The 25,148-nt window shown below is 65.6% G+C and carries 22 protein-coding genes and 1 tRNA gene; 13 read left to right on the top strand and 10 right to left on the bottom strand.

Features of this window, described 5'->3' with window-relative positions:
- The first annotated feature begins 106 nt into the window (after positions 1 to 106).
- Both A7X65_RS14040 and A7X65_RS14035 read left to right on the top strand, forming a co-directional pair.
- Positions 107 to 4,090, top strand: coding sequence for an ATP-binding protein (locus A7X65_RS14040; protein ID WP_063687680.1), 3,984 nt, complete (start codon positions 107 to 109; stop codon positions 4,088 to 4,090).
- Between the two features lie 102 nt (positions 4,091 to 4,192).
- Entirely contained in the window at positions 4,193 to 5,464 is a 1,272-nt protein-coding gene (locus A7X65_RS14035; protein WP_063685674.1) for an MFS transporter, read from the top strand.
- Positions 5,465 to 5,571: 107 nt separating this feature from the next.
- On the opposite strand, the gene A7X65_RS14030 is transcribed toward A7X65_RS14035, so the two are convergent.
- Positions 5,572 to 5,658, bottom strand: a tRNA-Leu gene (locus A7X65_RS14030).
- Between the two features lie 149 nt (positions 5,659 to 5,807).
- Between A7X65_RS14030 and A7X65_RS14025 the strand changes: the two genes are divergently transcribed.
- Complete coding sequence (locus tag A7X65_RS14025) at positions 5,808 to 6,773, top strand: complex I NDUFA9 subunit family protein (RefSeq protein WP_063685672.1); 966 nt, start codon at positions 5,808 to 5,810, stop codon at positions 6,771 to 6,773.
- Between the two features lie 188 nt (positions 6,774 to 6,961).
- Here the strand turns inward: A7X65_RS14025 and A7X65_RS14020 are convergent, their stop codons facing one another.
- The 3 genes from A7X65_RS14020 to A7X65_RS14010 form a co-directional block, all read right to left on the bottom strand.
- Entirely contained in the window at positions 6,962 to 7,702 is a 741-nt protein-coding gene (locus tag A7X65_RS14020) for an SDR family oxidoreductase (RefSeq protein WP_063685670.1), read from the bottom strand.
- 3 nt (positions 7,703 to 7,705) lie between these two features.
- Positions 7,706 to 9,031, bottom strand: a complete 1,326-nt coding sequence (locus A7X65_RS14015) for an FAD-binding oxidoreductase (RefSeq protein WP_063685668.1) — start codon at positions 9,029 to 9,031, stop codon at positions 7,706 to 7,708.
- A 133-nt stretch (positions 9,032 to 9,164) separates the two neighbouring features.
- The gene (locus tag A7X65_RS14010; protein WP_063685665.1) at positions 9,165 to 9,971 is read right to left on the bottom strand and encodes an undecaprenyl-diphosphate phosphatase; all 807 of its coding nucleotides are present in this window, start codon (positions 9,969 to 9,971) and stop codon (positions 9,165 to 9,167) included.
- A gap of 169 nt (positions 9,972 to 10,140) precedes the next feature.
- Here A7X65_RS14010 and A7X65_RS14005 point away from each other — a divergent pair, with 169 nt between their 5' ends.
- The 3 genes from A7X65_RS14005 (at position 10,141) to A7X65_RS13995 (ending at position 13,203) form a co-directional block, all read left to right on the top strand.
- Entirely contained in the window at positions 10,141 to 10,833 is a 693-nt protein-coding gene (locus A7X65_RS14005; protein WP_063685663.1) for a glutathione S-transferase family protein, read from the top strand.
- Between the two features lie 118 nt (positions 10,834 to 10,951).
- On the top strand, positions 10,952 to 12,088 hold the full coding sequence (gene queG / locus A7X65_RS14000; RefSeq protein WP_245323523.1) for a tRNA epoxyqueuosine(34) reductase QueG: 1,137 nt from the start codon (positions 10,952 to 10,954) through the stop codon (positions 12,086 to 12,088).
- Positions 12,089 to 12,414: 326 nt separating this feature from the next.
- Positions 12,415 to 13,203 (top strand): acyl-CoA thioesterase domain-containing protein, encoded by a 789-nt coding sequence (locus A7X65_RS13995; protein WP_208608611.1) that lies wholly within the window; start codon positions 12,415 to 12,417, stop codon positions 13,201 to 13,203.
- 126 nt (positions 13,204 to 13,329) lie between these two features.
- Here A7X65_RS13995 and A7X65_RS13990 read toward each other — a convergent pair whose 3' ends face one another.
- Positions 13,330 to 13,797: a nuclear transport factor 2 family protein gene (locus tag A7X65_RS13990; RefSeq protein ID WP_063685658.1), complete on the bottom strand. Its 468-nt coding sequence runs from the start codon at positions 13,795 to 13,797 to the stop codon at positions 13,330 to 13,332.
- Between the two features lie 193 nt (positions 13,798 to 13,990).
- A complete protein-coding gene (locus A7X65_RS13985; RefSeq protein ID WP_063685655.1) occupies positions 13,991 to 14,791 on the bottom strand; it encodes an alpha/beta hydrolase in 801 nt (266 codons plus the stop codon).
- Positions 14,792 to 15,040: 249 nt separating this feature from the next.
- Between A7X65_RS13985 and infC the strand changes: the two genes are divergently transcribed.
- Positions 15,041 to 15,580 carry a translation initiation factor IF-3 gene (gene infC / locus A7X65_RS13980; RefSeq protein ID WP_082884999.1) on the top strand — a complete coding sequence of 180 codons (540 nt, stop codon included), beginning with the start codon at positions 15,041 to 15,043 and terminating at the stop codon, positions 15,578 to 15,580.
- Positions 15,581 to 15,644: 64 nt separating this feature from the next.
- Here infC and A7X65_RS13975 read toward each other — a convergent pair whose 3' ends face one another.
- Positions 15,645 to 16,049: a hypothetical protein gene (locus A7X65_RS13975; protein WP_063685651.1), complete on the bottom strand. Its 405-nt coding sequence runs from the start codon at positions 16,047 to 16,049 to the stop codon at positions 15,645 to 15,647.
- A 274-nt stretch (positions 16,050 to 16,323) separates the two neighbouring features.
- Here A7X65_RS13975 and rpmI point away from each other — a divergent pair, with 274 nt between their 5' ends.
- Both rpmI and rplT read left to right on the top strand, forming a co-directional pair.
- The gene (gene rpmI, locus A7X65_RS13970; RefSeq protein WP_008539890.1) at positions 16,324 to 16,524 is read left to right on the top strand and encodes a 50S ribosomal protein L35; all 201 of its coding nucleotides are present in this window, start codon (positions 16,324 to 16,326) and stop codon (positions 16,522 to 16,524) included.
- 79 nt (positions 16,525 to 16,603) lie between these two features.
- Positions 16,604 to 16,963 (top strand): 50S ribosomal protein L20, encoded by a 360-nt coding sequence (gene rplT, locus A7X65_RS13965; RefSeq protein WP_063685649.1) that lies wholly within the window; start codon positions 16,604 to 16,606, stop codon positions 16,961 to 16,963.
- Positions 16,964 to 16,971: 8 nt separating this feature from the next.
- Here the strand turns inward: rplT and A7X65_RS13960 are convergent, their stop codons facing one another.
- Positions 16,972 to 17,385 carry a hypothetical protein gene (locus tag A7X65_RS13960; protein ID WP_063687678.1) on the bottom strand — a complete coding sequence of 138 codons (414 nt, stop codon included), beginning with the start codon at positions 17,383 to 17,385 and terminating at the stop codon, positions 16,972 to 16,974.
- A gap of 152 nt (positions 17,386 to 17,537) precedes the next feature.
- On the opposite strand from A7X65_RS13960, the gene pheS reads away from it, so the two are divergent.
- The 3 genes from pheS to A7X65_RS13945 all read left to right on the top strand — a co-directional run bounded on the left by pheS (position 17,538) and on the right by A7X65_RS13945 (position 21,874).
- Positions 17,538 to 18,620 (top strand): phenylalanine--tRNA ligase subunit alpha, encoded by a 1,083-nt coding sequence (pheS, locus tag A7X65_RS13955; RefSeq protein WP_063685647.1) that lies wholly within the window; start codon positions 17,538 to 17,540, stop codon positions 18,618 to 18,620.
- Entirely contained in the window at positions 18,617 to 21,025 is a 2,409-nt protein-coding gene (gene pheT, locus A7X65_RS13950) for a phenylalanine--tRNA ligase subunit beta (protein ID WP_063685645.1), read from the top strand. The genes pheS and pheT overlap by 4 nt, the downstream gene beginning before the upstream one ends.
- Positions 21,026 to 21,103: 78 nt before the next feature.
- The gene (locus A7X65_RS13945) at positions 21,104 to 21,874 is read left to right on the top strand and encodes a sulfite exporter TauE/SafE family protein (protein WP_063685643.1); all 771 of its coding nucleotides are present in this window, start codon (positions 21,104 to 21,106) and stop codon (positions 21,872 to 21,874) included.
- Between the two features lie 162 nt (positions 21,875 to 22,036).
- Here the strand turns inward: A7X65_RS13945 and A7X65_RS13940 are convergent, their stop codons facing one another.
- The gene (locus tag A7X65_RS13940; protein ID WP_063685641.1) at positions 22,037 to 23,425 is read right to left on the bottom strand and encodes a flavin monoamine oxidase family protein; all 1,389 of its coding nucleotides are present in this window, start codon (positions 23,423 to 23,425) and stop codon (positions 22,037 to 22,039) included.
- A gap of 192 nt (positions 23,426 to 23,617) precedes the next feature.
- Between A7X65_RS13940 and A7X65_RS13935 the strand changes: the two genes are divergently transcribed.
- Positions 23,618 to 24,583 carry a YiiX/YebB-like N1pC/P60 family cysteine hydrolase gene (locus tag A7X65_RS13935; protein WP_063685639.1) on the top strand — a complete coding sequence of 322 codons (966 nt, stop codon included), beginning with the start codon at positions 23,618 to 23,620 and terminating at the stop codon, positions 24,581 to 24,583.
- A 265-nt stretch (positions 24,584 to 24,848) separates the two neighbouring features.
- On the opposite strand, the gene A7X65_RS13930 is transcribed toward A7X65_RS13935, so the two are convergent.
- The gene (locus tag A7X65_RS13930) at positions 24,849 to 25,124 is read right to left on the bottom strand and encodes a metal-sensitive transcriptional regulator (protein ID WP_063685637.1); all 276 of its coding nucleotides are present in this window, start codon (positions 25,122 to 25,124) and stop codon (positions 24,849 to 24,851) included.
- Between the last annotated feature and the right edge of the window lie 24 nt (positions 25,125 to 25,148).

The raw sequence follows: 25,148 nt of genomic DNA, 5'->3' as shown, positions 1-25,148 counted from the left end.
GCGTGACTCCTGCCTTGCGCAACCTTCAAAGTGCGTCAAAGCGTGTTAGGTGTGTTTCCGAGGCCACGTTCGCCGTGCCCGGTTTGCCATTGGAATGAGAGACAGCGTGCCGCTTCCGAGATTTGGTCTTTCGCTGTTCGGACGTTTTGAACTGACGACGAATGACGGCGTGGTTTCGTTGCCGGGCCGGAAGCTTGCGGGATTGCTGGCCTACCTGGCTTGCACTGCGCCGCGCCGCCAACCGCGCGAGAAGCTCGCGAACCTGCTGTGGGGCTCGCATTTCGAGACCCAGGCGCGGCAGAATCTGCGCCAGAGCCTGGTGCGGTTACGGCGGATTCTCGGGCAGGACTCCCTTTGCAGCGACGACAATGACGTCTGGCTCGCGCCCGGCGTGATCGATTGCGATGCGGTCCGCTTCGAGACCCTGATCGTCGAGGGCAGCCGTGCGTCGCTGGCCGCAGCCGCCGATCTCTACCGCAATCCGTTGCTGACGGATCTGAACATAGAAGAAGACGCATGGTCGGAATGGCGCGACCAGGAACGGGAGCGGCTGGACGGCATGGCCGTCGATTCCATGGTCCGGCACGGCCAGCACGCGCTGCAGTCCGGACATGCGGAATCCGCGCTCAGGACCGCCAACCGGGCCATTGCCGTGAATGCCTTGCGCGAGGATGCGCATCGGCTGGTCATCCAAGCGCTCACCGCCAATGGACGCAAGGCCGAGGCGCTCAAGCGCTATCAGGATCTCGTCGCGCTGCTCAAGCGCGAGCTGAACACGGAGCCCGATGCGGTCACCCAGTCGCTCGTCGCGGAGCTCCGCAACGCCAGACCGTCCGATGCGGCGCGGACGAACGAGCCCCCGGATGGCATTCGGGTGCGGGAGACCGAAGCCGCAGCCGTCGCGGAACGCGACGACGATGCTCCGCCTTCGGAATCGCTTCGCCCGGGCGGCCGCCAGCAGCGCCAGTTGACGATCATGGCCTGCCAGCTGATCGGCGCGATGCCGCTGTCTGCGGAGCGCGACCCGGAGGATGTCCACGACCAGATCGTCGCCTTTCATCAGGTCGCGGCTCGGATCGCGATGCAATTCCATGGCTTCGTCGCCCAGCACCAGGGCAACGGTGTCCTGATCTATTTCGGTTATCCCATGGCGCGCGAGCACGATGCCGAACATGCCGTACGCGCCGGCCTCGCGATCGTCGACGCGGTCCGCACTCTCAACGCACCGGCCGGCACGGCACCGCGGGCGAGCGTCGGGATCGCAACCGGCCTCGTCGTGATCGGCGAGAAGCCCGGGCCCGGCGATCTCAGGCAGCACGTTGCGATCGGCGAGACGCCGAACCTGGCAACGCGGTTGCAAGACGTTGCCGGACCGGGCGAGGTCGCGATCGCCGCCGGCACGCGGCGGCTGCTTGGGCAATTGTTCGACACGCGCGCGCTTCCGGATATCGAGGTCAAGGGACTGCGAGAGCCGGTGCCCGCGTGGCAGGTGCTCGGCGAGGCCGTGGGCGTCAGCCGTTTCGATGCGCGGCGCGCCGATTCACTGTCCGCTCTCGTCGGTCGCCAGGAAGAGACCGAGCTGCTGCTGCGCCGCTGGAATCAGGCGAAATCCGGTGCGGGCCGCGTGGTGCTGATCTCGGGCGAGCCCGGCATCGGCAAGTCGCGCATCGTCGAGAGCGTGCTGACGTGCCTCGAGGACGAGCAACACCGCCGCTTGCGCTATTATTGCTCTCCGCATCATGCGCACAGCGCGCTCTACCCGCTCATCATTCAGCTTCAACGGGCTGCCAATTTCGAACCCGGCAGCAGCGCCGGCGCACGGATCAACAGGCTGGAAGCCCTGCTCGCGCCCGCAACGAAAAATCTGGCCCGCGATGTCGCGCTGATCGCCGAGCTTCTCGGCGTGCCGTCGGACGGACGCTATCCGGCCCTTGCGATCTCCCCGCAGGAGAAGCGGGAGATGACCCTCAATGCGCTGCTCAACCAGCTTTCGGCCGGAACGGTGCAGACACCGGGGCTGATCGTGATAGAGGACGCGCACTGGATCGACCCGACATCGCTCGACCTGCTCGACGCGATCGCGGCTCGCGCCGCAAATCTGCCGCTGCTGTTGCTGATCACCGTCAGGCCGGAATTCCAGCCTTCCTGGATCGGCCAGCCACATGTGACGCTGCTGCCCCTCGGCCGCCTTGGCCGCAGCGACAGCGCCGGCATCATCGATGACGTCGCGGGAGGCAAGCCTCTCCCCGAGCCCGTCGTCGAGCAGATCCTGTCGCGCGCCGACGGCATCCCGCTGTTCGTCGAGGAGTTGACCCGCACGCTGATCGAGCAGGAGCTGTTGCGCGAGACATCCGACAGCGAAGGGACGGAGGGGTCGCGGCGATCGCTCGCCATTCCGGCGACGTTGCAGGCCTCGCTGGCCGCTCGCCTCGACCTGCTCGGCGCGGCGAAGGACGTGGCTTCGATCGGCGCTTCGATCGGGCGGGAGTTCTCCTACGAGCTGATCGCTGCAATATCCGCGCTGCCCCCTGTCGATCTGGATGCCGCGCTTCAACGGCTGACGGCCTCCGGCCTCGTCAGCCGTCGCGGCTCGCCGCCGCAGGCGAGCTACACGTTCAAGCACGCGCTGGTCCAGGATGCCGCCTATGTCGCGATGCTGAGGAGCCGCAGGCAGCAATTGCATGCGGATATCGCGGACACACTCGTCGAACGCTTCCCGGCACTGGCCGAAACCCACCCCGAGATCGTTGCCCATCATTTCGCCGAGGCCGCGCGTGCCCGCGAGGCGGCCGACCACTGGATCAAGGCGGGGCGCCTCGCACACGCGCGATGGGCCAACCGCGAAGCGGCCAGTTTCTTCGAACGGGGGCTGCGCTGTCTCGCGACGCTGCCGCAGACCCGGGACACGATGGAGCAGGCGATCGATCTGAGGTTCGACCTGAAGACCTCGCTTTTTCCACTCGGCCAGTTCGCGCGCATCGTCGCCTATCTTCGCGAGGCCGAAGCGCTGGCCAGAGATCTCGACGATCCCGGACGGCTTTGCCTCGCGTCCGTTCACATGTGCCAGACCCTCAGCCTGAGCGGCCGTCCACAGGACGCCGTCAAGTTCGGGCGGGACGCCCATCGTCTCGCAGAGCAGCTCGGCGAGCTTTCGCTCCGCATCTCGGCATCGCTGTTTCTCGGGCTCGCCTGCTTCTCGACGCTGCACTACGGCGAGTCGGAATCCCATTATCTCAACGTGCTGGACCTGCTCGACGGCGACGCACGCCGCCAGCAATTTTCCCTCGCCGGATATCCGGCGGTGACCGCCCACGGTTTTCTCGCCCGCATCTATGCCGACCAGGGCAAGTTCGCGCGCGGGATCGCTCACGGCGAGGAAGGCATACGCCTCGCCGAGGCGGTCGATCACCCCTATAGCCTCGGCATCGTCAGCTGGTGTTTTGCCGATCTGCTGGCGTCCCGGGGAGAGCTGAACCGCGCAGTCGTGGTGCTGGAGCGCGGACTGGCGGTGGCGCGCGAGTGGAACCTGCCGTTCCTCGTCGCAGGCAATTCCGGCAGCCTCGGCCACGCTTATGCCCTGCTGGGGCAAACGGCCGAAGGCCTGCCGCTGATGGAGCAGGCGCTGAGCGTCTTCGAGAAGATGGGGCATCGATTTGCCCAGGCGCTGTTCCTGTCGCCTTTGGGCGAAGCATATTTGTTCGCGGGCCGGCAGGCGGATGCTCTCAGGGCTGCCGGACGGGCGCTGACGCTGGCCCGTGAAAATGGCCAGCGGAGCGGCGAGGCGGCCGCCCTGCGCCTTCTGGGCGAGGCTTCCAGCGGCGACAGCTCCCCGGACCAGGCCGAAGGTCACTACCGAGCCGCGCTCGCGCTGGCCGATGAACTCGACCTCCGCCCGCTCGCTGCGCGCTGCCGTCACGGCCTCGGAAAATTGTATGTGAACGCGGGACGTCCCGACCAGGCTCGCGACGAGCTTGCTGCCGCGGCGACGATGTACCGCGAGATGGAGATGCGGTTCTGGCTGGTGCAGGCCGAAGCGGAATTGACCGGATTGCCGGACTCCCTGTTGCATGGATCCCACAACCCGGCGTGAGCTTCATATTCCCGGGGGAACGAGCGGCCTGCGGCCCATGCAATTCGCCGCGGCTCACCCTATCTGCCAGTCTCCTCCTCCACTCGCCATGAATCGAGCCCCATGACCGACCAGACGCTCGCCGCGCCTATCGACGATCAATCGGACCGTCCGCGCGGCTTTTCGCGCTACCAGGCGCTCCTCATCGCGCTGCTGGCGTTCACGCAGTTCACGATCATTCTCGACTTCATCATCATGTCGCCGCTCGGCGCCATCCTGATGCCGGCGCTCAACATCACCGCCGCCCAGTTCGGCGTCGCGGTGTCGGCCTACGCGTTCAGCGCGGGGCTTTCAGGCATCCTCGCTGCCGGCTTCGCCGACCGCTTCGACCGCAAACGCCTGCTGCTGTTCTTCTATGTCGGCTTCACGCTCGGCACCCTGCTCTGCGCCATGGCGCAAAACTACCACGTGCTGCTGATCGGCCGCATCGTGACCGGATTGTTCGGCGGCGTGATCGGCTCGGTGGTTCTCGCCATCATCACCGATCTGTTCGCGCTGCACTTGCGCGGCCGCGTGATGGGCTTCGTGCAGACCGCGTTCGCGGCGAGCCAGGTGCTCGGCATTCCCGCGGGACTGTTTCTCGCCAATCACTGGAGCTGGCAGATCTGCTTCGTCGCGATCGTCGGCCTGTCGATCGTCACGATCGCCGTCGTCGCCTTCGTGATGGAGCCGGTCGATGCGCATCTGAAGCTGAAGCAGGACCGCAACCCGTTCCGCCATTTGATCGCGACGGTGTTCGAGCCGCGCTACACGCTGGCCTTCGCCGTCACGACGCTGCTCGCGACCGGCGGCTACATGCTGATGCCGTTCTCCAGCGCCTTCACCGTGCACAATCTCGGCATCGACATGCTGCATCTGCCGACGATCTATCTCGTCTCCGGCCTGTTCAGCATCGTCACCGGGCCGCTGGTCGGCCGCGCCAGCGACGCGTTCGGCAAATATCCGACCTTCGTGTTCGGCTGCGCGATGACCGTCGTCATGGTGCTGATCTACACCCATCTCGGCCACGTCTCGCTGGTGACCGCGATCACCGTCAACGTGCTGATGTTCATCGGCATCTTCTCGCGCATGATCCCGTCGCAGGCGCTGATGTCGGCGATCCCCGACGCGAGCCAGCGCGGCTCCTTCAGCGCGGTCAGCGCCTCGCTGCAGCAGCTCTCCGGCGGCCTCGGCTCGGTGCTGGCCGGCGCCATCATCGCGCAGGCACCCGACGGCGCGCTGATCCATTTCGACCGGATCGGCTACGTCGTCGTCATGACGACCCTCATCACGCTGGTGATGATGTATTTCGTGCAGAAGGCGGTCGCGGAGCGGGCGGGGAGAAGCGTGGTGTGAGGGGGAGGCCCATCAAGGGCCAAGGGCACGGCGATATCGGGATCGCCGCCCTGCCATCTCTACCCGATCGAAGATTTAGGTCTGTTTTGGGACCAAATCCCGCAAAATGGTGCCCAGGAAAGGACTCGAACCTTCACGGCCGTTAAGCCACTGGCACCTGAAGCCAGCGCGTCTACCAATTCCACCACCTGGGCATGCCGTTTGGGGCACGGAGGCGGTTACTACGGTTCGGTGACGCCGTTGTCAATTCATGGTTGGGCGGTTTTGGCGATGCGGATTGCGCATCGCAAACCGGCCCGGTAGAAGCCTGATATCACGCACTCTTCCCGCAGGATTGGCTCCCATGGCATCGAATCTGGAAACTCTCGTCACGGTTTTCGGCGGATCGGGGTTTTTGGGCCGGAATGTCGTCCGCGCGCTGTGCCGGCGGGACTACCGGGTCCGTGTTGCAGTGCGGCGGCCGGAACTAGCCGGATACCTGCAGCCGTCGGGCAAGGTCGGCCAGGTCCACGTCGTCCAGGCCAATCTGCGCTACCCGGCCTCGGTCGAGGCGGCGCTGCGTGATTCGGACATCGTGATCAATCTGGTGGGCGTGCTGGCCGAGGGCGGCGCGCAGACCTTCGACGCGGTCCAGGCCAAGGGCGCCGAGACCGTCGCCAAGGCGGCTGCGGCGGCTGGCGCGCGCATGATCCATGTCTCCGCGATCGGCGCCGACGCCGAATCGCCCTCGCGCTACGCCAAGGCCAAGGCGGCGGGCGAAGCGGCGGTGCTGGCCGCGGTGCCGTCGGCGACGATCTTCCGCCCCTCCGTGATGTTCGGCCCCGAGGACCAGTTCACCAACCGCTTCGCGGCGCTGGCGCGGATGTCGCCGGTGCTGCCGCTGATCGGCGGCGAGACCAAGATGCAGCCGGTCTATGTCGGCGACGTCGCCACCGCGATCGCCGATGCCGTCGACGGCAAGGCCAAGGCGGGCGCGACCTACGAGCTCGGCGGGCCGGAAGTGCTGACCATGCGCGAGATCATCGAGGCGATCCTCGCAATCACCGACCGCCAGCGCATGCTGGCGCCGCTGCCGTTCGGCCTCGCCCGCTTCCAGGCCAACTTCCTGCAATTCGCGCCCGGCGCGTTCAAGCTGACGCCGGACCAGGTCACGCTGCTCGCGCGCGACAACATCGTGTCGGATGCGGCAAAGGCCGCGGGCCTGACGCTGGACGGCCTCGGCATCACCGCCGATTCGCTGGAAGCGATCGCCCCGCAATATCTCTGGCGTTTCCGCCCTCAGGGCCAGTTCCAGCGCAAGAGCGCGTGAGGGTTTCTTTCTTCACCTCTCCCCGCTTGCGGGGAGAGGTCGGATCGCTCTTGCGATCCGGGTGAGGGGGTACAGCTCCAACGACGACCGCACGTGCGGAGAGAGGCCCCTCACCCCAACCCTCTCCCCGTAAGAACGGGGCGAGGGAGCACACCGCCGTTGCGGCCACAGCATCATTCCCGCAAATCTCAAAACTTCAGCTTCTTGAACACCGCTTCCGGCAGCGTCTTGATGATCAGCATCACGAGACGCCATTTGCCGCTGACATAGACGACGTCGGTCTTGTTCTCGACAGCGGCAAGGATCGCATCGCCCACGACCGGCGCCTCGACGGTGAGCGGGCCGATCAGCTTCATGCCCTCCGTCATCTTCGTGCGCACGAAGCCGGGCTTCACGGTGACGACGTGGACGCCGCCGCGGCTGGCGCGGGCTCGCAAGCCCGAGAGGAAAGCGGAGAAGCCGGCCTTGGCCGAGCCGTAGACATAGTTCGAGGCGCGGCCGCGATCGCCGGCGACGGACGACACGCCGACCAGCGTGCCGCTGCCGCGGCCCAGAAACCTCTCAGCGAACAGGCCGAGGATCAGTGACGGTCCTTCGTAATTGGAGCGCATGATCGTGGTGGCGTGCGCGAGATCGCTCTGCGCGCTCTCCTGCGCGCCGAGCAGGCCGACGATCGAGATGACGACGTCGGGCAAGGCCGGAAGGCCCTCGACGAAGCCGTCGAACGACGCCGTGTCGAGCACATCGAATGTGAACGTGCGCGCCTCGACATTGTAGCGCGCGCGCAGATCGGCGGCGTCGGGCTCGAGCGCGGCGACGTCGCGGCCTGCGAGGCCTACATCGTAGCCCGCCTTGGCAAAGGCGCGCGCGGCGGCGCGGCCGATATCGGAGGAACCGCCGAGCACCAGAACAGTCTTGCGTGACGTCACGGCCTAGACCTCATCGAACAGGCGTTGGGAAAGTTTCGAGCGGATGACCCCATCGGGATCGAGCGCTTTGCGGATCGCGTTGAAGCGCGACAGAGCGGGATAGCCGGCCTCGAACGTCGCGCGCGACTGCCGCGCGTCCTTGGCGAGGTAAAGCCGTCCACCTGCGGCCACGACCAGGCGGTCGATCTCGTCGAGGAAGCTCAGGATGTCGCCCTTGACCGGGAAATCCAGCGCGAGCGTGTAGCCGGGCAGCGGAAACGACAAGATGCCGTCGCCCTGGCCGAGCTTCTTGAGCACTGCGAGGAAAGAAGCATCGCCGCGCCGGGCGACGCGATCGAGGATCTCGCCGAGCACGCCGCGCGCGCCGTCTTGGGGAATCACGCATTGGTGCTGCAGGAAGCCGCGCCTGCCATAGATGCGGTTCCAGGCGGCAATCGCGTCGAGCGGGAAGAAATAGGGATAGAGCGAGACCACATGGCTGGTGCCGGCGCGCCGCGCGCCCATGCGGTAGTAGAGCTCGTTGAAGGCGCGGATGCTGGTGCGGTTCAGCGTCATCGACGGCAGATCGATCGGCACTGAGAGGCCCGGCTTCTTGCCAAGGGGAAACGCATCGGCGCCGGCGGCAAGCTCGCCCTTCCCCGCGTGCTCGCCGAGATAGATCAGCGAGCGGCCGAGATTTTGCCCGCGCGCGGCGCAATCGATCCACGCCACCGAATAGGTCGCGGCATCGCCGACATCGAGCGCACGCATCGCCGCGTCGAGATCGGATGCGGAGATTACCCGCTCGCGGATCCACCCGGTCTCGACCGGCCGCAGCCGCATCGTCGCTTCCAGGATCACACCGGTGAGGCCCATGCCGCCGACGGTGGCGAAGAAGGCATCGGAATTCTGTTCGCGCGAGATCTCGATGGTGTCGCCCTGCCCGGTACGCAGCAGGATGCTCTCGACATGGCGGCCGAAGCCGCCCTCGCAATGATGGTTCTTGCCGTGGACATCGGCGGCGATGGCGCCGCCGACCGACACGAAACGCGTGCCGGGCACGACGAAGGGCAGGAAGCCGCGCGGGCCGAAGGTGTCGATCAGGTCAGCCAACAGCACGCCGGCTTCGAGACGGATGCGGCCGGTTGCGGGATCGAACGACCTGACGCGGTCGAACCCGGTCATTCCGATCGTCCTGACCGCGCCGATCGCGGCATCGCCATAGGCGCGGCCGTTGCCGCGCGCCACGGAGCCGGCCACCACGGCCTCGCCCACCGCCTCGAACGAGCGCGGGCGCAGCACATCGCTATCGACGACCGGGAAACGCCCCCAGCCGCTGACGAGGGTCATGGTTCAGCTCCTGCGCCGGGCGCGCGCCGCCCTGGCTCGGAACTGCCTACCGGTCAAAAGCTGATATTGCGTTGAGGCTGTCGGCTAGTTTCGGAGAAGTTAACGGACGGGCACGGGCCGCGTAGCCCGGAACTTACCGTCCCAGCGCCAGCGCGATCAGGCCGAGCGTGCCGACGATGACGCGCCACCAGGCGAACACCGCAAACCCGTGGCGGGTGACGTAACCCAGGAACGTCTTGACCACGATGATCGCGGTGATGAACGACACCACGAATCCGATCGCGATGATGCCCATGTGGTCCATCGTCATCTCGGAGCGGTTCTTGTAGAAATCGTAGGCGAACGCGCCGATCATGGTGGGAATGGCAAGGAAGAACGAGAACTCCGCCGCCGCGCGCTTGTCGGCGCCGAGCAGCATCGCCGCGACGATGCTGGCGCCGGAACGCGACACGCCCGGGATCATGGCCACGCACTGCGCGATGCCGATATAGAGATACATCAGGAGCGGAAACTTGGTGGCGTCGTGCTCGCGCGGCTTGAGGTCGAGCTTGTCGATCCAGAGCAGGATGGCGCCGCCGACGATCAGCGTGAAGCAGACGACCCAGGGATTGAACAGGACGCTCTTGATGTACTTGCCGGCGACGAGGCCGACGACGACAGCGGGCAGGAACGCGACCAGCACGCCGATCACGAAGCGCCGCGAATAGGTGTCGCCCGTGAAGAAGCCGATCACGACGTCCCACAGCTTCCTGAAATAGAGGCCGACGATCGCGAGGATCGCACCGAGCTGGATCAGAACGGTAAACGAATCCCAGAACGCGCCCTCGCCGAGATGGAAGAAGCGCTCGGCCAGAAGCAGGTGGCCGGTCGAGGACACGGGAAGGAACTCGGTCACACCCTCGATGATGCCGAGGATCACTGCCCGTATTGCATCTGACATATTTACGGTCCATTTCCGCTGGAAAAGCGGGGCTCTTCTCGCCTATTCCCCCTGCTCTCGCAATCGCAAAATGCGCCATCACGCTCTTGCTTCGCGGTTTTGAAGGACTAGTGTGGCGCCGCACAAACATTGATGGATTCTTAAGCACCATCAAATAGTCAAAGGCTTCATGTTTACGCTGTTTCATCATCCGTTCTGCCCGCATTCGCGCTTCATCCGACTGATCGCGGGCGAATACGGGCTCGACCTCAAGCTGGTCGAAGAGCGCAGCTGGGAACGGCGCGAGGCATTTCTGCTGCTCAATGCGGCGGGAACGACGCCTGTCCTGGTGGATGACGAGCAGCCGCCGATCCCGGGCGCGGCCATCATCGCCGAATATGTCGACGAGGCCTATGGCACCGACATGGGACCCAAGCGTCTGATGCCGGACACAATCGGCGAGCGCGTCGAGGTGCGCCGGCTGATGGCCTGGTTCAACGAGAAGTTCTTCGAGGAGGTCTCGCACCCGCTGGTGACCGAGCGCATCTACAAGCGCTTCATGAGCGAGGAGAACGGCGGCGGCCCGCCCTCGGCCGACGTGATGCGCGCGGCCAAGGCCAACGTGCGCTATCATCTGGCCTATATCGGCTGGCTGGCGCAGACGCGCAATTTCCTCGCCGGCGACCGGCTCACTTACGCGGATCTCGCCGCCGCGGCGCATCTCTCGGCGATCGACTATCTGGGCGACGTGCCATGGAGCGAGGACGACGCGGCAAAGGCGTGGTACGCGCGGGTGAAATCCCGCCCGTCGTTCCGTCCGCTGCTGAGCGAATGGCTGGCCGGCGTGCCGGCGTCGCGGACCTACGTGGACCTGGATTTTTAGTGAAGATCGTCATGCCCGGGCTTGTCCCGGGCATCCACGTACGTTCTGTCTCCGTGAATGCTAAGCAAGAACGTGGATGGCCGGGACAAGCCCGGCCATGACGAGCGTGGATGCATTGGTGATCAGATCCAGCACCGACACCGTTGAGCTTCGTGCGGCGCTCGAACGCGAGGCGCGCGCGCTTGGCTTCGACTGCATCGGCATCACGGCGCCCGGCACGATCGAGAAGGCCGGAGCGCATTTTCTGGAATTCATCGCCTCGGGCGGACATGGCGACATGGACTGGCTCGCCGCGCAGCCGGAGCGCCGGGTCGATCCGCGCGGGCTGTGGCGGGACGTACGCAGCGTGATCATGCTCGGCGTCAATTACGGTCCCGACTCCGATCCGCTGGCGATCCTGCAAGAGCGCACGCGCGCGGCGATCTCGGTCTATGCGCGGGGCGACGACTATCACGACCTGATCAAGAAGCGGCTGAAGGCGCTGGCGCGCTGGCTGGTTGCGGCCGCGCCGAGCGAAGTAAAAGTGTTCGTCGACACCGCGGCGGTGATGGAGAAGCCGCTGGCGCAGACTGCGCATCTCGGCTGGCAGGGCAAGCACACCAATCTCGTCTCGCGCGAGTTCGGCTCCTGGCTGTTTCTCGGCGCGATCTACACCACGCTGGAGCTGCCGCGCGACGACGCCGAGATCGATCATTGCGGCTCGTGCCGGGCCTGCCTCGACATCTGCCCGACCTCGGCGTTCCCCGCGCCCTACAAGCTCGATGCGCGGCGCTGCATCTCGTATCTCACCATCGAGAACAAGGGACCGATCCCGCACGAATTCCGCAAGGCCATCGGCAACCGCATCTATGGCTGCGACGATTGCCTCGCGGCATGCCCGTGGAACAAGTTCGCGCAGGAGGGGCGCGAGGCAAAACTCGCCGCGCGCGACGAGCTGCGTGCGCCGGGTCTTGCGGAACTCGCACGACTTGATGACGCCGCGTTCCGCGCGCTGTTCACGAAGTCGCCGGTGAAGCGCATCGGCCGCGACCGGTTCTTGCGGAACGTGCTGATCGCGATCGGCAACTCGGGCGAGGCGGCGCTGGCGGAGGAGGCGCGGCAATTGCTTGAGGACGCAAGCCCGCTGGTGCGCGGAGCTGCGGTGTGGGCGCTGGGGCAGTTGGTGACGCGGGAGGAGTTTGCGGCGCTTCGCGCAAACGCCATTGCCGGCGAGCACGATGAGAGCGTGCGCGAGGAGTGGCAGACCGCCGCCTAACCTCGGTGTCATTCCCCGCCTTGTGCGCGCTGCGCACTGGGGCGGGGAATCCAGTACGCCGCGGCTTCTCGATTCCATCACGGCCGTCTCTGGAATACTGGATCGCCCGGTCAGGCTGGGCGATGACAGCGGTTGTCGTGGCGACAACGCTCGACCTCAGACCCTCATCCTGAGGAGCCGCGCAGCGGCGTCTCGAAGGATGCAGGCCGAGATGCAGGAGCGGGGCCTTCATGGTTCGAGACGACGCTTCGCGCCTCCTCACCATGAGGGTTGGGGATCTTGATTTCCCCATCCATTCCCGCAAAGTCGCGCGCATGACAACAAACATGCCCTTCTTCACCCGCGACGGCGCTACGTTCCATCCGACGGAAGTCGCGAACGGTCCATGGGACCCGAAATCGCTGCACGGGCGCGTCATCGTCGGCCTGCTCGGCTTTGCGATCGAGGAGCGCCATTCCGGTCCCGAATTCGTGCCGGCGCGGCTCACCGTCGACATGTTCCGCCTGCCGACCATCGACAAGCCGATCGAGGTGACCACGCGCCTGGTGCGCGACGGCTTGCGCATCCGCGTGGTGGAGGCGGAATTCTTTTCCGGCGGCATCAGCATGGCGCGCGCTTCGTGCCAGCTGCTGCGCAAGACGCAGAATCCCGACGGCAATGTCTGGTCGCCGCCGAACTGGGACGTGCCGAAGCCGGCAGACATTCCCAAGCCCACCGATCCCAGGCTCGGCATGAACGGCAAATGGACGACGCGCCCGATCGTCGGCCACATGGGCGCGCTCGGCCCACGCCGGCTATGGATGAGCGAGGTGCGCGAACTGGTTGCCGGCGTGCCGATGACGCCGTTCGTCCATGTCGCCACCGGCGCAGATTTCGCGAGCCCCTTTGCCAATGCCGGCGACAAGGGGCTCGGCTACATCAACAGCGACGTGACGATCTATCTGCACCGCCTGCCGGTGACGAACTGGATCGGCTTCGACGTGGTGAACCACCAGGCCACCGAGGGCGTCGCGATCGGCGAATGCTGGCTCTACGACGAACAGGGCCCGATCGGCACCGCTACCGTCGCGGCGCTGGCGCAGCGCAAGCCGATGACGAAGGTGCCGCCGCCGTGATCGTCGTTCCGGGGCAGCCCGCAGGGCTGAACCCGGAATCTCGCGCAGTATTCTCTGGATTCTCTGGATTCTCAGGTGCGCAGGAGCGCACCGTAGTTCGCGCTTCGCGCGCCCCGGAATGACGGCTCACGCCAGATGCCGCTTCATCTCGCCCCGCGCCTTTAGCTCGGCGCCCTGCTTGGCGACGATCTTCGTGATCCGCTCCGGTGCGAACTTCAGATCGACGAACGCCGGCGCGGTGTTGGCAACCTCGTGATAGCAGGCGATCTTGCCGTCGTGCAGCGTCATGATCGCGACGCCCTCGAACATCGCCCGCGCGCCGTTCGCTTCCGGCAGGGTTGATCTGTAGCTGAAGGTGTAGCGCGCATAGAGCGTGGTGCCGTCGGACACGGGATCATGCATGTCCCAGCGGAAATCGGTCGCCGTGCGATAGAACCAGTCGTCGATCATCGCCGCGATCTTCTCGCGGCCCGCGAAGGCACCGTAGAAGACGTCGTGGTAGACCCCGTCCTCGGTGAAGAGGTCGGCGAACGCGCGGCCGTTGCGCTGCTCGACGGCATCGCAGAAGGCGCGCAGCATGGCTGTGGTGGTCATCGGCGTGTCTCCCGTATTCCTCTTTCCCTCCCCCCTTGTGGGAGAGGGTGGCTCAATCGCGCTTTGCGCGATTGAGACGGGTGAGGGGTCTGTCTCCGCGAATCCAACTTTCACTGGAATGCGTGGAAAGAACCCCTCATCCGCCTTGCCTTCGGCAAGGCACCTTCTCCCACAGGGGGAGAAGGAAACAAGATCACCCGATCTCGGCCACCGCGGCAAGAATGCGCGCGATGTCCTGCGGGCGGGAGAGGCGGTGGTCGCCGTCCTGGATCAGGGTCAGCACGACGTCGTCGGCCGGGAGGCGATGCGTCAGAGCGAACGCATGCTGCCAGGGCACATCAGGGTCCTGCGCGCCCTGCAGGATGCGGACGGGGCAGCCAAGATCGATGGCGCTGCCGAGCACGAGATGATTGCGGCCCTCCTCGATCAGATTCCGCGTGATCGGATAGGGCGTGCCGTCGCCGTATTCCGACGGCCGCAGCCAGAAGCCCCTGGTTTCGATCTCCTTCTTCACCTCGGCCGGGAACGTCTTCCACATCAGCTCTTCGGTGAAGTCGGGCGCCGGCGCGATCAGCACGAGGCCTGCGAGCGAGCCCTTGCCTTGCTGTTTCTCTTGCCGCTTCCTGATCTCGCGCGCGAGCAGGAGCGCCATCCAGCCGCCCATGGAGGAGCCGATCAGGATTTGCGGGCCTTCGCAGAACCGCTCGAACACCGCGACGCTGTCCTCGAGCCAGCTGCCGATGGTTCCATCGGCGAAATTGCCGCTGGATTCGCCATGGCCGGAATAGTCGAAACGGACCACGGCGCGGCCGTGGTCGCGGCCCCAGGCGTCGAGCGCCACGGCCTTGCCGCCCTGCATGTCCGACTTGAACCCGCCGAGCCAGACCAGGCCGGGGCCTTTTCCGGCGCGGCGGCGCACCGCGATCCTGCGTGCGGACGCGCCCTCGCCCAATTCGATGAAGTCGGGCGCGGGATCAGGAATTGTGTCGGTCATGGAACGTTTACTCTGGCTGTGCGGTTTGAGCTGTCCGGGCTTGTTTTCGAATGCACGGCGGGCATCGGCATTGCCCTTTGGGACGCTTGCGGAACAGAAACAACGTGTCTATGTCGGTCGGCGTGCCCAGGCGTGACCAAAATGCCTCGCATTTGAGGGTTTTTCGACTGCGGTACGAGCGAGTTGCTTGCCGCCAAACGCATCTTCCTTCAAAATAGGCCCTTCTTTCACAACTTTGGAGAACCACCCATTCGCCGTCCCAATAAAGCCCCGCCCGTTGCCAGCAAAGACGGGCCGCGCATCAATGATGATATTCGCAATGCGCAGATCCAACTGATCGATCAGACCGGTGACAACAAAGGCACGGTCGAGACCGTCGTGGCCATCCGCATGGCCCAGGAAGCTGGCATGGATCTGGTCGAGATTTCGCCGAATACCAGCCCTCCCGTCTGCAAGATCATGGATTACGGGAAGTACAAGTATTCCGCCCAGAAAAAAGCCGCCGAAGCCCGCAAGCGCCAGAAGATCGTCGAGATCAAGGAGATCAAGCTCCGCCCGATGATCGACGACCACGATTACGACGTGAAGATGCGCGCGATGCAGCGGTTCTTCGAAGAGGGCGACAAGGTCAAGATCACGCTGCGCTATCGCGGCCGCGAAATGGCGCACCAGGAGATCGGGACCAAGCTGCTGGACAAGATCAAGACCGACGTCGCCGAGCTCGCCAAGGTCGAGCAGGACGCGCGGTTCGAAGGCCGCCAGGTCGTCATGGTGCTGGCGCCGCGCTGACAGCAGTCGTCAGGACTTCAAGCGTTCAACGGCCCGTCCGGATCTCCGGCGGGCCGTTTGTGTGTCAGGTCCTGATCGCCTGCCAGGTTCCGCTGCACTGGTCTCCCATGATGATGCCCTTCCACGAGCCGGCGCCGTTCACGCCGGCGAGCCGGCCGCCGCCAGCCGCATGGGAGGCGCCGACCGAGACCTGGACCGCCACGGCGCCGCCGCGGTTGATCCGGCCCGAGACCCGGCCGCCGCCGGCGGACGAGACCCGGCTGCCGGCAACGGTGAAGGGAACGCTGTAGCCGGAGCTGCAATTGCCCCGGGTGGTGGCGAAGGTGACGTTCCAGACGCCGTCATAGCCGCCGACGCGGGCATCGGCAGTCGAGGGCAGCCCGGCCGTGACGAGCACGGCGAGCAGCGCCAGATGGCGCGGGCGGACGACATCGGTCAGCGAGGAAAGAATTTGCGGGAAATGGGCCATTTTGGTCCTGCTTCTGGCGACAAGGCTTGGACATGAGGGGTGGCAACCTCCAATAGTCGGCGGGCAGGTTTCGGCGGTTCATCGTTGCCAATCGGCCTGTCCTCTGTCATAAGCCCAGCCTTCATCGCCCGGCTGATTAAGGGCTGCCGTGGCGGTGTTTCGTGCGGGTTTCGCGCTTGTTCGCAAAAACCTGAGCACAATCAACGCTCTAACGAGCATTTTTGACGGCCAGCCGCCTTCGCGGGCGGATTTCTTTGGCCATTAGGAGAGCCAAATGCCCAAGCTGAAGACCAAATCGGGCGCCAAAAAGCGCTTCAAGGTGACTGCCACCGGCAAAGTGATGCACGCCCAGCGCGGCAAGCGTCACGGCATGATCAAGCGGACGAAGAAGCAGATCCGTCAGCTCCGCGGCACCCGCGTGCTGTTCAAGACCGACGGCGACAACGTCAAGAAGTACTTCTTGCCGAACGCCTGATCGCGTCCACGATCATTGCATCCGTGCCGCGCATCCCGCGGCAATCCGATAACCAAAGTCATCTCTGAAGGATTTCGTCATGTCTCGCGTCAAACGCGGTGTGACCGCCCACGCCAAGCACAAGAAAGTCTACAAGGCCGCCAAGGGCTTCTACGGCCGCCGCAAGAACACCATCCGCGCCGCCAAGCCGGCCGTGGAGAAGGCCCAGCAGTACGCCTTCCGCGACCGCAAGCGTAAGAAGCGTACCTTCCGCGCGCTCTGGATCCAGCGCATCAACGCTGCCGTCCGTCCGTTCGGCATGACCTACAGCCGATTTATCGACGGCATGGCCAAGTCGGGCATCACCGTGGACCGCAAGGTGCTGTCGGATCTCGCGATCAACGAGCCCGCGGCGTTCCAGGCGATCGCCGAGAAGGCCAAGGCCGCTCTCGCGGCGTAAGGCTCGCGCTAGCGGGCCTTCTGGCCCGCAGCCTTCAGCGCACGTTGCGAATAGCGCTGGGCGACCTCCGCCCGGCAGAAAGCCGCGAACGAGAGATACATGGTGCCGGACTTGTTCCGGTACTTCTGGTCGCAAACGTGCATCTCGCGTTTGTACGCCTGCTGCTGCGCCGTGTTGAGACCGGGCATGAAGTCCGCCTCGCACTTCTTCTCGACGGCGGCGCCGAGCTGGACATCCCCGCTCGCGGTCAATTGGCAATCCCCGAACAGCTTCATCGCGCTTTCGCAGCTCTTCTGGGCGCCGATGGCCTCGACGACCTCGTCCAGCGTCATGGACTTGTCCATGCAGACCATGGCGCGCGCAGGGGTGCCGGCGACCGAGAGAACGACGGCCAGAACGGCCAGACTGCATTTCGAAAGCATCACCAAAAGTCTCCTCGTACCCCCGTTGGTCCCTCGCCCCCGCGCAAGGTTCAACCCAGCCGTTCCCAGCCCGAAATGACCGGCTTTTTGCTTGACGTTACGGCCTTCGGGCGGCGACAACCCAGCCGAATTTTGGCAGCAAGGATTTGACTGTGTCCGACCTCGCAACGCTCGAAACATCCATCCTCGACCAGATCGCCGCCGCCGGCGATGAAGCCGCTCTCGAGGCGGTGCGCGTCGCAGCCCTCGGCAAGAAGGGCTCGATCTCGGCGCTGCTTGCCACGCTCGGCAAGATGTCGCCCGACGAGCGCAAGACGCAAGGCGCCGCGATCAACCAGGCCAAGGACAAGGTCACCGCGGCGCTCACCGCCCGGCGCGACGTGCTGAAATCGGCGGCGCTCGATGCGCGGCTCGCATCCGAAACCATCGACGTCACCCTGCCGCTGCGCGATGCGCCGGCGGAGGCCGGCCGCATCCATCCGCTGAGCCAGGTCTGGGACGAGCTGACCACGATCTTCGCCGACATGGGCTTCTCGGTCGCGGAAGGTCCCGACATCGAGACCGACGACTACAACTTCACCAAGCTGAACTTCCCGGAAGGCCATCCGGCGCGCGAGATGCACGACACCTTCTTCTTCCATCCGAAGGAGGACGGCTCGCGCATGCTGCTGCGGACCCACACCTCGCCGGTGCAGGTGCGCACGATGCTGACCCAGAAGCCGCCGATCCGCGTGATCTGCCCGGGCCGCACCTACCGCATCGATTCGGACGCGACCCACACGCCGCAATTCCACCAGGTCGAAGGCCTCGTCATCGACAAGCATTCGCATCTCGGCCACCTCAAATGGATCCTGCACGAGTTCTGCAAGGCGTTCTTCGAGGTCGACCACATCAACATGCGTTTCCGCCCGTCGTTCTTCCCGTTCACCGAGCCGTCGCTGGAAGTCGACATCCAGTGCCGCCGCGACAAGGGCGAGATCCGCTTCGGCGAGGGCGAGGACTGGCTGGAGATTCTCGGCTGCGGCATGGTGCATCCGAACGTGCTGCGCGCCTGCGGCATCGATCCCGACGAGTACCAGGGTTTTGCCTGGGGCATGGGCATCGACCGCATCGCCATGCTGAAATACGGCATCGCCGATCTGCGCCAGCTGTTCGACAGCGACGTCCGCTGGCTGAGCCATTACGGCTTCAAGCCGCTCGAAGTGCCAACGCTTGCCGGAGGGCTGAGCTCGTGAAATTCACCCTCTCCTGGCTGAAGGATCATCTCGAGACCGACGAGCCCCTGGACAAGCTCGCCGACAAGCTCACCATGATCGGGCTCGAGGTCGAGAACATCGAGGACAAGGCGAAGGCGCTGAAGCCTTTCACCATCGCGAAGGTGATCTCGGCCGAGCAGCATCCGAATGCGGATCGGCTGCGCGTGTGCATGGTCGACACCGGTGACGGTGGCGCGCCGGTGCAGGTCGTGTGCGGCGCGCCGAATGCGCGCAGCGGTCTCGTCAGCGTGTTCTCGCCGCCCGGCACCTACATTCCCGGCAAGGACATCACGCTCGGCGTCGGCACCATCCGCGGCGTCGAGAGCCGCGGCATGCTGTGCTCGGCGGCGGAGCTGCAGATCTCCAACGACCATGACGGCATCATGGAATTGCCGGCGGACGCGCCGATCGGTGCCGGTTACGCCGAATGGGCCGCGCTCGGCGATCCCGTGATCGAGATCAACCTCACGCCGAACCGGCAGGACTGCACCGGCGTGCACGGCATCGCGCGCGACCTTGCCGCCGCCGACATGGGCAAGTTCAGGGATCCCTCGATCAAACCGATCAAGGGCGAGTTCCCCTGCCCCGTGAAGGTCACGGTGGAGGACGCCACGCTCTGCCCGGGCTTTGCGCTCCGCCTCGTGCGCGGCGTCAAGAACGGGCCGTCACCGGAATGGCTGCAGAAGCGGCTGACCGCGATCGGCCTGCGCCCGATCAACGCGCTGGTCGACATCACCAACTTCATGACCTACGACCGCGCGCGCCCGCTGCACGTGTTCGACGCCAAGAAGGTGAAGGGCAATCTCGTCGTGCGCCGCGCGCGCGACGGTGAGACGCTGCTGGCACTCGACGGCCGTACCTACAATCTCGATCCCGCGATCTGCGTGATCGCGGACGAGCACGGCGTCGAATCGCTCGCCGGCATCATGGGCGGCGAGGCTTCGGGCTGCGACGAGAACACCACTGACGTGCTGATCGAGTCCGCGCTGTGGAACGAGATCAACATCGCCCAGACGGGCCGCAAGCTCGGCATCAACTCCGATGCGCGCTACCGCTTCGAGCGCGGCGTCGATCCGGCCTTCATGGTGCCCGGCCTCGAGCTCGCGACCAAGCTGGTGATGGAGATGTGCGGCGGCGCGCCGTCCGAGAACGTCGTGGTCGGCAAGGCCTTCGGCGACGACCGCGTGATCGATTTCCCCGTGACGGAAGTGAAGCGTCTCTCCGGCATCGAGGTGCCGCAGGTGGAGATGAAGCGCATCCTGACCCATCTCGGCTTCATGATGGCGGGCCCCGGCCCGGTGGTGAAGGTCGCAGTGCCGTCCTGGCGCTCCGACGTGCACGGCAAGGCCGACATCGTCGAGGAGATCGTCCGCATCTTCGGCGTCGACAAGGTACCGATGACGCCGTTCGAGCGCGGCGAGGACGCGCGCAAGCCGGTACTGACCCCGCTGCAGCTCCGCACCCGCCGCGCGCGGCGCGCGCTCGCGAGCCGCGGCATCATCGAGGCGGTGACCTGGTCGTTCATCACCAAGAGTGCGGCCGAGTTGTTCGGCGGTGGCCAGCGCGAGCTCGAAGTGGCGAACCCGATCGCGTCGGATCTCTCCGACATGCGCCCGACGCTGCTCGCGGGCCTGATCGCGGCGGCACAGGCCAACGCCAATCGCGGCGTCAGCGACGTCGCGCTGTTCGAGGTCGGTCAGGTGTTCAAGGGCGATCGTCCGCAGGACCAGTTCATGGCGGCGAGCGGCGTGCGCCGCGGCTTTGCGTCGTCCGAAGGTCTCGGCCGGCACTGGACGGGCTCGGCGCAGGCAACCGTGTTCGATGCCAAGGCCGATGCGCTGGCGGTGCTGGCAGCGGCCGGCGCCCCGATGCAGGCGCTGCAGATCGTGTCCGGCGGACCGGCGTGGCTGCATCCGGGCCGCTCCGGCACGATCCAGATCGGCCCGCAGAACGTGCTCGGCTATTTCGGCGAGGTGCACCCGCGCGCGCTCGAGGCGCTCGGCGCCGACGGTCCGTTGATGGTGTTCGAGGTGATCCTCGACCGCATCCCGGAGGCGAAGAAGAAGCCGACACGCGCCAAGCCGCTGATCGAGCTGTCGGCGTTCCAGCCCGTGTCGCGCGACTTCGCCTTCATCGTCGATCGCGGCGTGAAAGCCGCCGACATCGTCCGCGCCGCGCAGGGCGTTGATAAGAAGCTGATCGCCGGCGTCAACGTGTTCGACGTCTACGAGGGCAAGGGCATCGACGACGGCAAGAAGTCGATTGCCGTGGCTGTGACGCTGCAGCCGCGCGAGAAGACGCTGACCGATCAGGAGATCGATGCCGTTGCCGCGAAGATCGTGGCGGAGGTCACCAAGAAGACCGGCGGCACGCTGAGAGCATGATGCCGAAAAGTGTGAAGCGGTTTTCGGACAACATCATGCTCCAGAATCATAGAGCATGATGCTCTGGAATAGCAGGGCATGAGTATCGCCGACTTCCTGCCGAAGGACGTCAGCCTCACAATTGCGATGGCGCTCTGCGCCGTCGCTTTCATTTCCGGCACCGCGCGCGGCTTCTCCGGCTTCGGCTCGGCGCTGATCTTCATGCCGCTGGCGAGCAGCATCGCCGCACCCAGGCTCGTTGCAGCGCTGCTGCTCGTGATCGACTTCGTTGCCGCCGCGCCGCTGCTGCCGGACGCGTGGCGCAAGGCGGACCGCAAGGCTACCGCCGTGATCGTGCTCGGCGCGCTGATCGGCGTGCCGGTCGGCACCTACTTCCTGAGCGTGCTCGACCCCGTCACCACGCGCTGGATCATCTCCTGCTTCGTCGCGGCGCTGTTGCTCCTGCTGCTGTCGGGCTGGCGCTATCGCGGCAAGGACCACGCCTGGCTCTCGGTCGGCATCGGTAGCCTCTCCGGCTTCTGCAGCGGCCTCGCGCAGACCGGCGGCCCGCCGATCGTCGGCTACTGGCTCGGCCGTCCCATCGCCCCGATCGTCGCGCGCGCCAACATCGTGCTGTTCTTCGGCGCCTCGGATTTCTTCTCGATGGTCAGCTACGCGACCACGGGCCTGATCAGTCGCGAATCGCTGCTGCTGTCGCTGATCGTCGGTCCGGTCTACGCCCTCGGCGTCGCCTTCGGCGCATCCCTGTTCGGCCGCGCCAGCGAAAAGGTGTTTCGCGGGATTTGCTATGCGCTGATTGCGATGGCGGTGGTCTTCGGGCTGCCGGCGCTGGACGGGGTGTTGCGTTAGCAATCAGTGTCGTCCCGGCGAAGGCCGGGACCCATACCGCGTGATCTATCGGTTGTAGCCAGCAGACGTACCGAACTACGAATCTTCGCCAAACCACTCCCTGTGGTTATGGGTCCCGGCCTTCGCCGGGACGACGGCGGAGTTTGAGGCGGGCCCCTCGCCCTATTGCGGCCTCGCCCGCCGCTTCTTCGTCGACTGCGTCGGCACATCGGCCGGCTCGTCCCTGATCGCGCCGATCTTGCGGAGCGCAGCGTCCGCGGCGCGCTCGCCGCTTTCCCAGGCGCCGTCGATGGTGCCCCACAGCGTCTCGTGGGTGGCTTCGCCGGCGAGGAAGACATTGCCGATCGGCTCGGTCAGGATCTTTCGCGAGAGCTGGCCGCCGGGCGCGGACGCCGACATCGCGCCCATCACGTAAGGCGAGGCGTTCCATCGCGTCGCGCTGGTCTTCTGCACGGCGGCGGCGGCTTCGCTGCCGAACAGTTTCGTGATCCATTCCCTGGCGAAGGCGACCATCGCCTTCTCGCCCTGCTCGGAGAGATCGCGGCCGAACGAGCCGCCGACGTCGATCGCGCACAGCGAGGAGCCGCCGATATTGGCGTACATCAGCGCCGTGCGGGTCGAGTTGCTCTGCTCGATCAGGATGTCGTCGCGCGACAGGCCGAGCGGATTGCCCGGGAGCTGCAGCACGATGTGGTCGTAGCTGCCGAGGGTGAGCTTCGAGGCCGCGTCCAGCGTTCGCTTGGGGATGTCGGGCGCGAACTTGATCGCGCCTGACGTCAGCACGTTGGTGGAGACGGTGATGATGGCCGCGCGCGCAGCGATCTTGCCGCTTTGCGTCTCGACGCTGACGTCGCGATTGCTCCAGACGATCCGGCTCGCCGGCGTCGACAGGGCGACCGGCGCCTGCTCGCCGAGCTTGGCGATCAGCGTGCCCAGGCCCTGGCGGCAGGCGATCGCGGCGTTGCGGTCCTGCGCCCGCGACTTGTCGATCGCCGAGAGCTCCTTGAGGTCCTTGCCGGCAAAGCTCGCGCCCAGCATGAACTCGGTGGCGCCCGCCCAGTCGCCGAGATCCTTCGGCAGCACGGAGGCGCAGGAGGTGTCGAGCTTGCCGCGCGCGGCCTCGTCGATGGCGCGGTTGGCGCGGACCAGCGCCGCCAGGAATTCCTCGGTCTCGCCGGCGCGTGCGTTGCGGCGGCCGATGCGCATCTTCTGGCCGGAGGGCGCCTGCACCACGTCGAGCCCGGCGCTGCGCGCCAGGCGGATCATCGGATTGGTTTCGGGATTGTGCATCCAGCGCGCGCCGCGGTCGAAGGGCACGTCGAAGGTCGTGGTATCCGTGATGCATCGGCCGCCGACCTGCGACGCCGCCTCCACCACCACGACCTTGCGATTGGCGGCCATGACGCGCCGCGCCGCAGCGATCCCGGCGGCACCCGCGCCGATCACGACGATATCGGCGTCGCGCGGCAGGGGCGCGGCGTTTGCGCGCAGCACCGGCAGCGCGGCAAGGCCCGCCGAGGTGATAAGGAAACCACGGCGCGTGATTGTCATGTCATGGTTTCCGGGGACTTGCGGCAAACGGGAACAGCCCGCGAACCTTGCCGCATCTGATGCTGCACGGCAACCATCATGGTGAATCAATCGTGCTTGACCTCACAGAGAGATGAACCGAATTGCAAGACGTTTCGACCATGATAGAGAAGGGAAAAAAGACAGCCGGAAAAGGCTGTGGGGGAGTTCGACATGGGGACGGTCCTAGATTCAGTCGGCAAAGTGATTGCCGCGTACCTCTCGAAGGAGGTGCCGGGCTATGAGCCGTTCACGCCCAGCGACCCCGAGCATCTGCGCGGCGTCATCGAGCCCGGCGACGTGCTGCTGGTCGAGGGCAACAACCGCATCTCCGGCATCATCAAATATCTGACGCAATCGACCTGGTCGCATGCCGCGCTCTATGTCGGTCCGATCGAGGGCGCCGTGGAGCCCGACGGCGAACAGCATGTGCTGATCGAGGCCAATATCGGCGAGGGCGTCACCTCGGCGCCGCTGTCGAAATACTTCCCCTATCACACCCGTGTCTGCCGCCCGGTCGGGCTGTCCTACGAGGACCGCACCACGGTGTGCCGCTATGCGATCAACCGCATCGGCTTCGGCTACGACACCAAGAATATCCTCGATCTGATGCGCTTCCTGTTCCCGCTGCCGATACCGCAGCGCTGGCGGCGCCGCATGATCGCGCTCGGTTCGGGCGATCCCACCAAGATCATCTGCTCGGCGCTGATCGCGCAGGCGTTCGACGCGGTGCGCTATCCGATCCTGCCCAAGATCACCAAGGCCGGGAGTCGCGCCGCACGGCGCGAGATCCTGCACATCCGCGATTCCTCGCTCTACATGCCCCGCGACTTCGACATCTCGCCCTATTTCGAGGTGGTGAAGCCGACCATCGTCAACGGATTCGACTACACGGCCCTGCATTGGGCCGACAAGCAAAAGCCGCTCGAGGAGGTGGCGGGCACTTTCAGTGTGTTTCCAGAAACGCTCCGTGCGCCGCCGCTCGTTCCTGAAGCGATTGACGAAGAGACGCCGGTTGAAGTTCCGGTTGAGGAAGTGAACGCGCAGCCCGCAGCGATGGCTGCCTCCTTCTGCGAGCATTTCGTGCAGCTCAGCGAGCTCGCAACGTATCGCGCGCGGGCGCGGGAGATGGCGGCTTAGGGCACGCGTCGTCCCGGCGAAGGCCGGGACCCAAACCGCGGAATCCATCCATCGCATGCGGTCCTGGTATCGCGCAGTATTCAACTCCTAATCTTCGCCAAACCACTCCCCGTGGTTATGGTCCCGGCCTTCGCCGGGACGACACCCAGGGTGTGGCCCGATCTCACCCTCTCTCCACCGTCATTGCGAGCGCAGCGAAGCAATCCAGTATCCCTCCGCGGAGACGCTCTGGATTGCTTCGCTGCGCTCGCAATGACGTAAAGGGCTACCTCTCCGCCCGTCCGATCACCGCCATCAGCTCCGCGATCTTCTCGCGCTGGTCGGCCTTGTCGCCGCTCGAGATTGCGTGCTCGACGCAATGGGCGACGTGGTCCTTCAAAACCTCTTCCTCGACCCGGCGCAGCGCGGCGCGCACCGCCGAGATCTGCGTCACGATGTCGATGCAGTAGCGGTCCTCCTCGACCATTTTCGACAGGCCGCGAACCTGGCCCTCGATCCGGCCGAGACGTTTTCCGACAGATGCCTTGATGTCCTTGCGCATGCGTTCTATATACCCCTACCGGGT

The organism is Bradyrhizobium stylosanthis, assembly GCF_001641335.1.
GTDB lineage: Bacteria > Pseudomonadota > Alphaproteobacteria > Rhizobiales > Xanthobacteraceae > Bradyrhizobium > Bradyrhizobium stylosanthis.
This window is presented reverse-complemented; position numbering and strand designations above follow the sequence as displayed.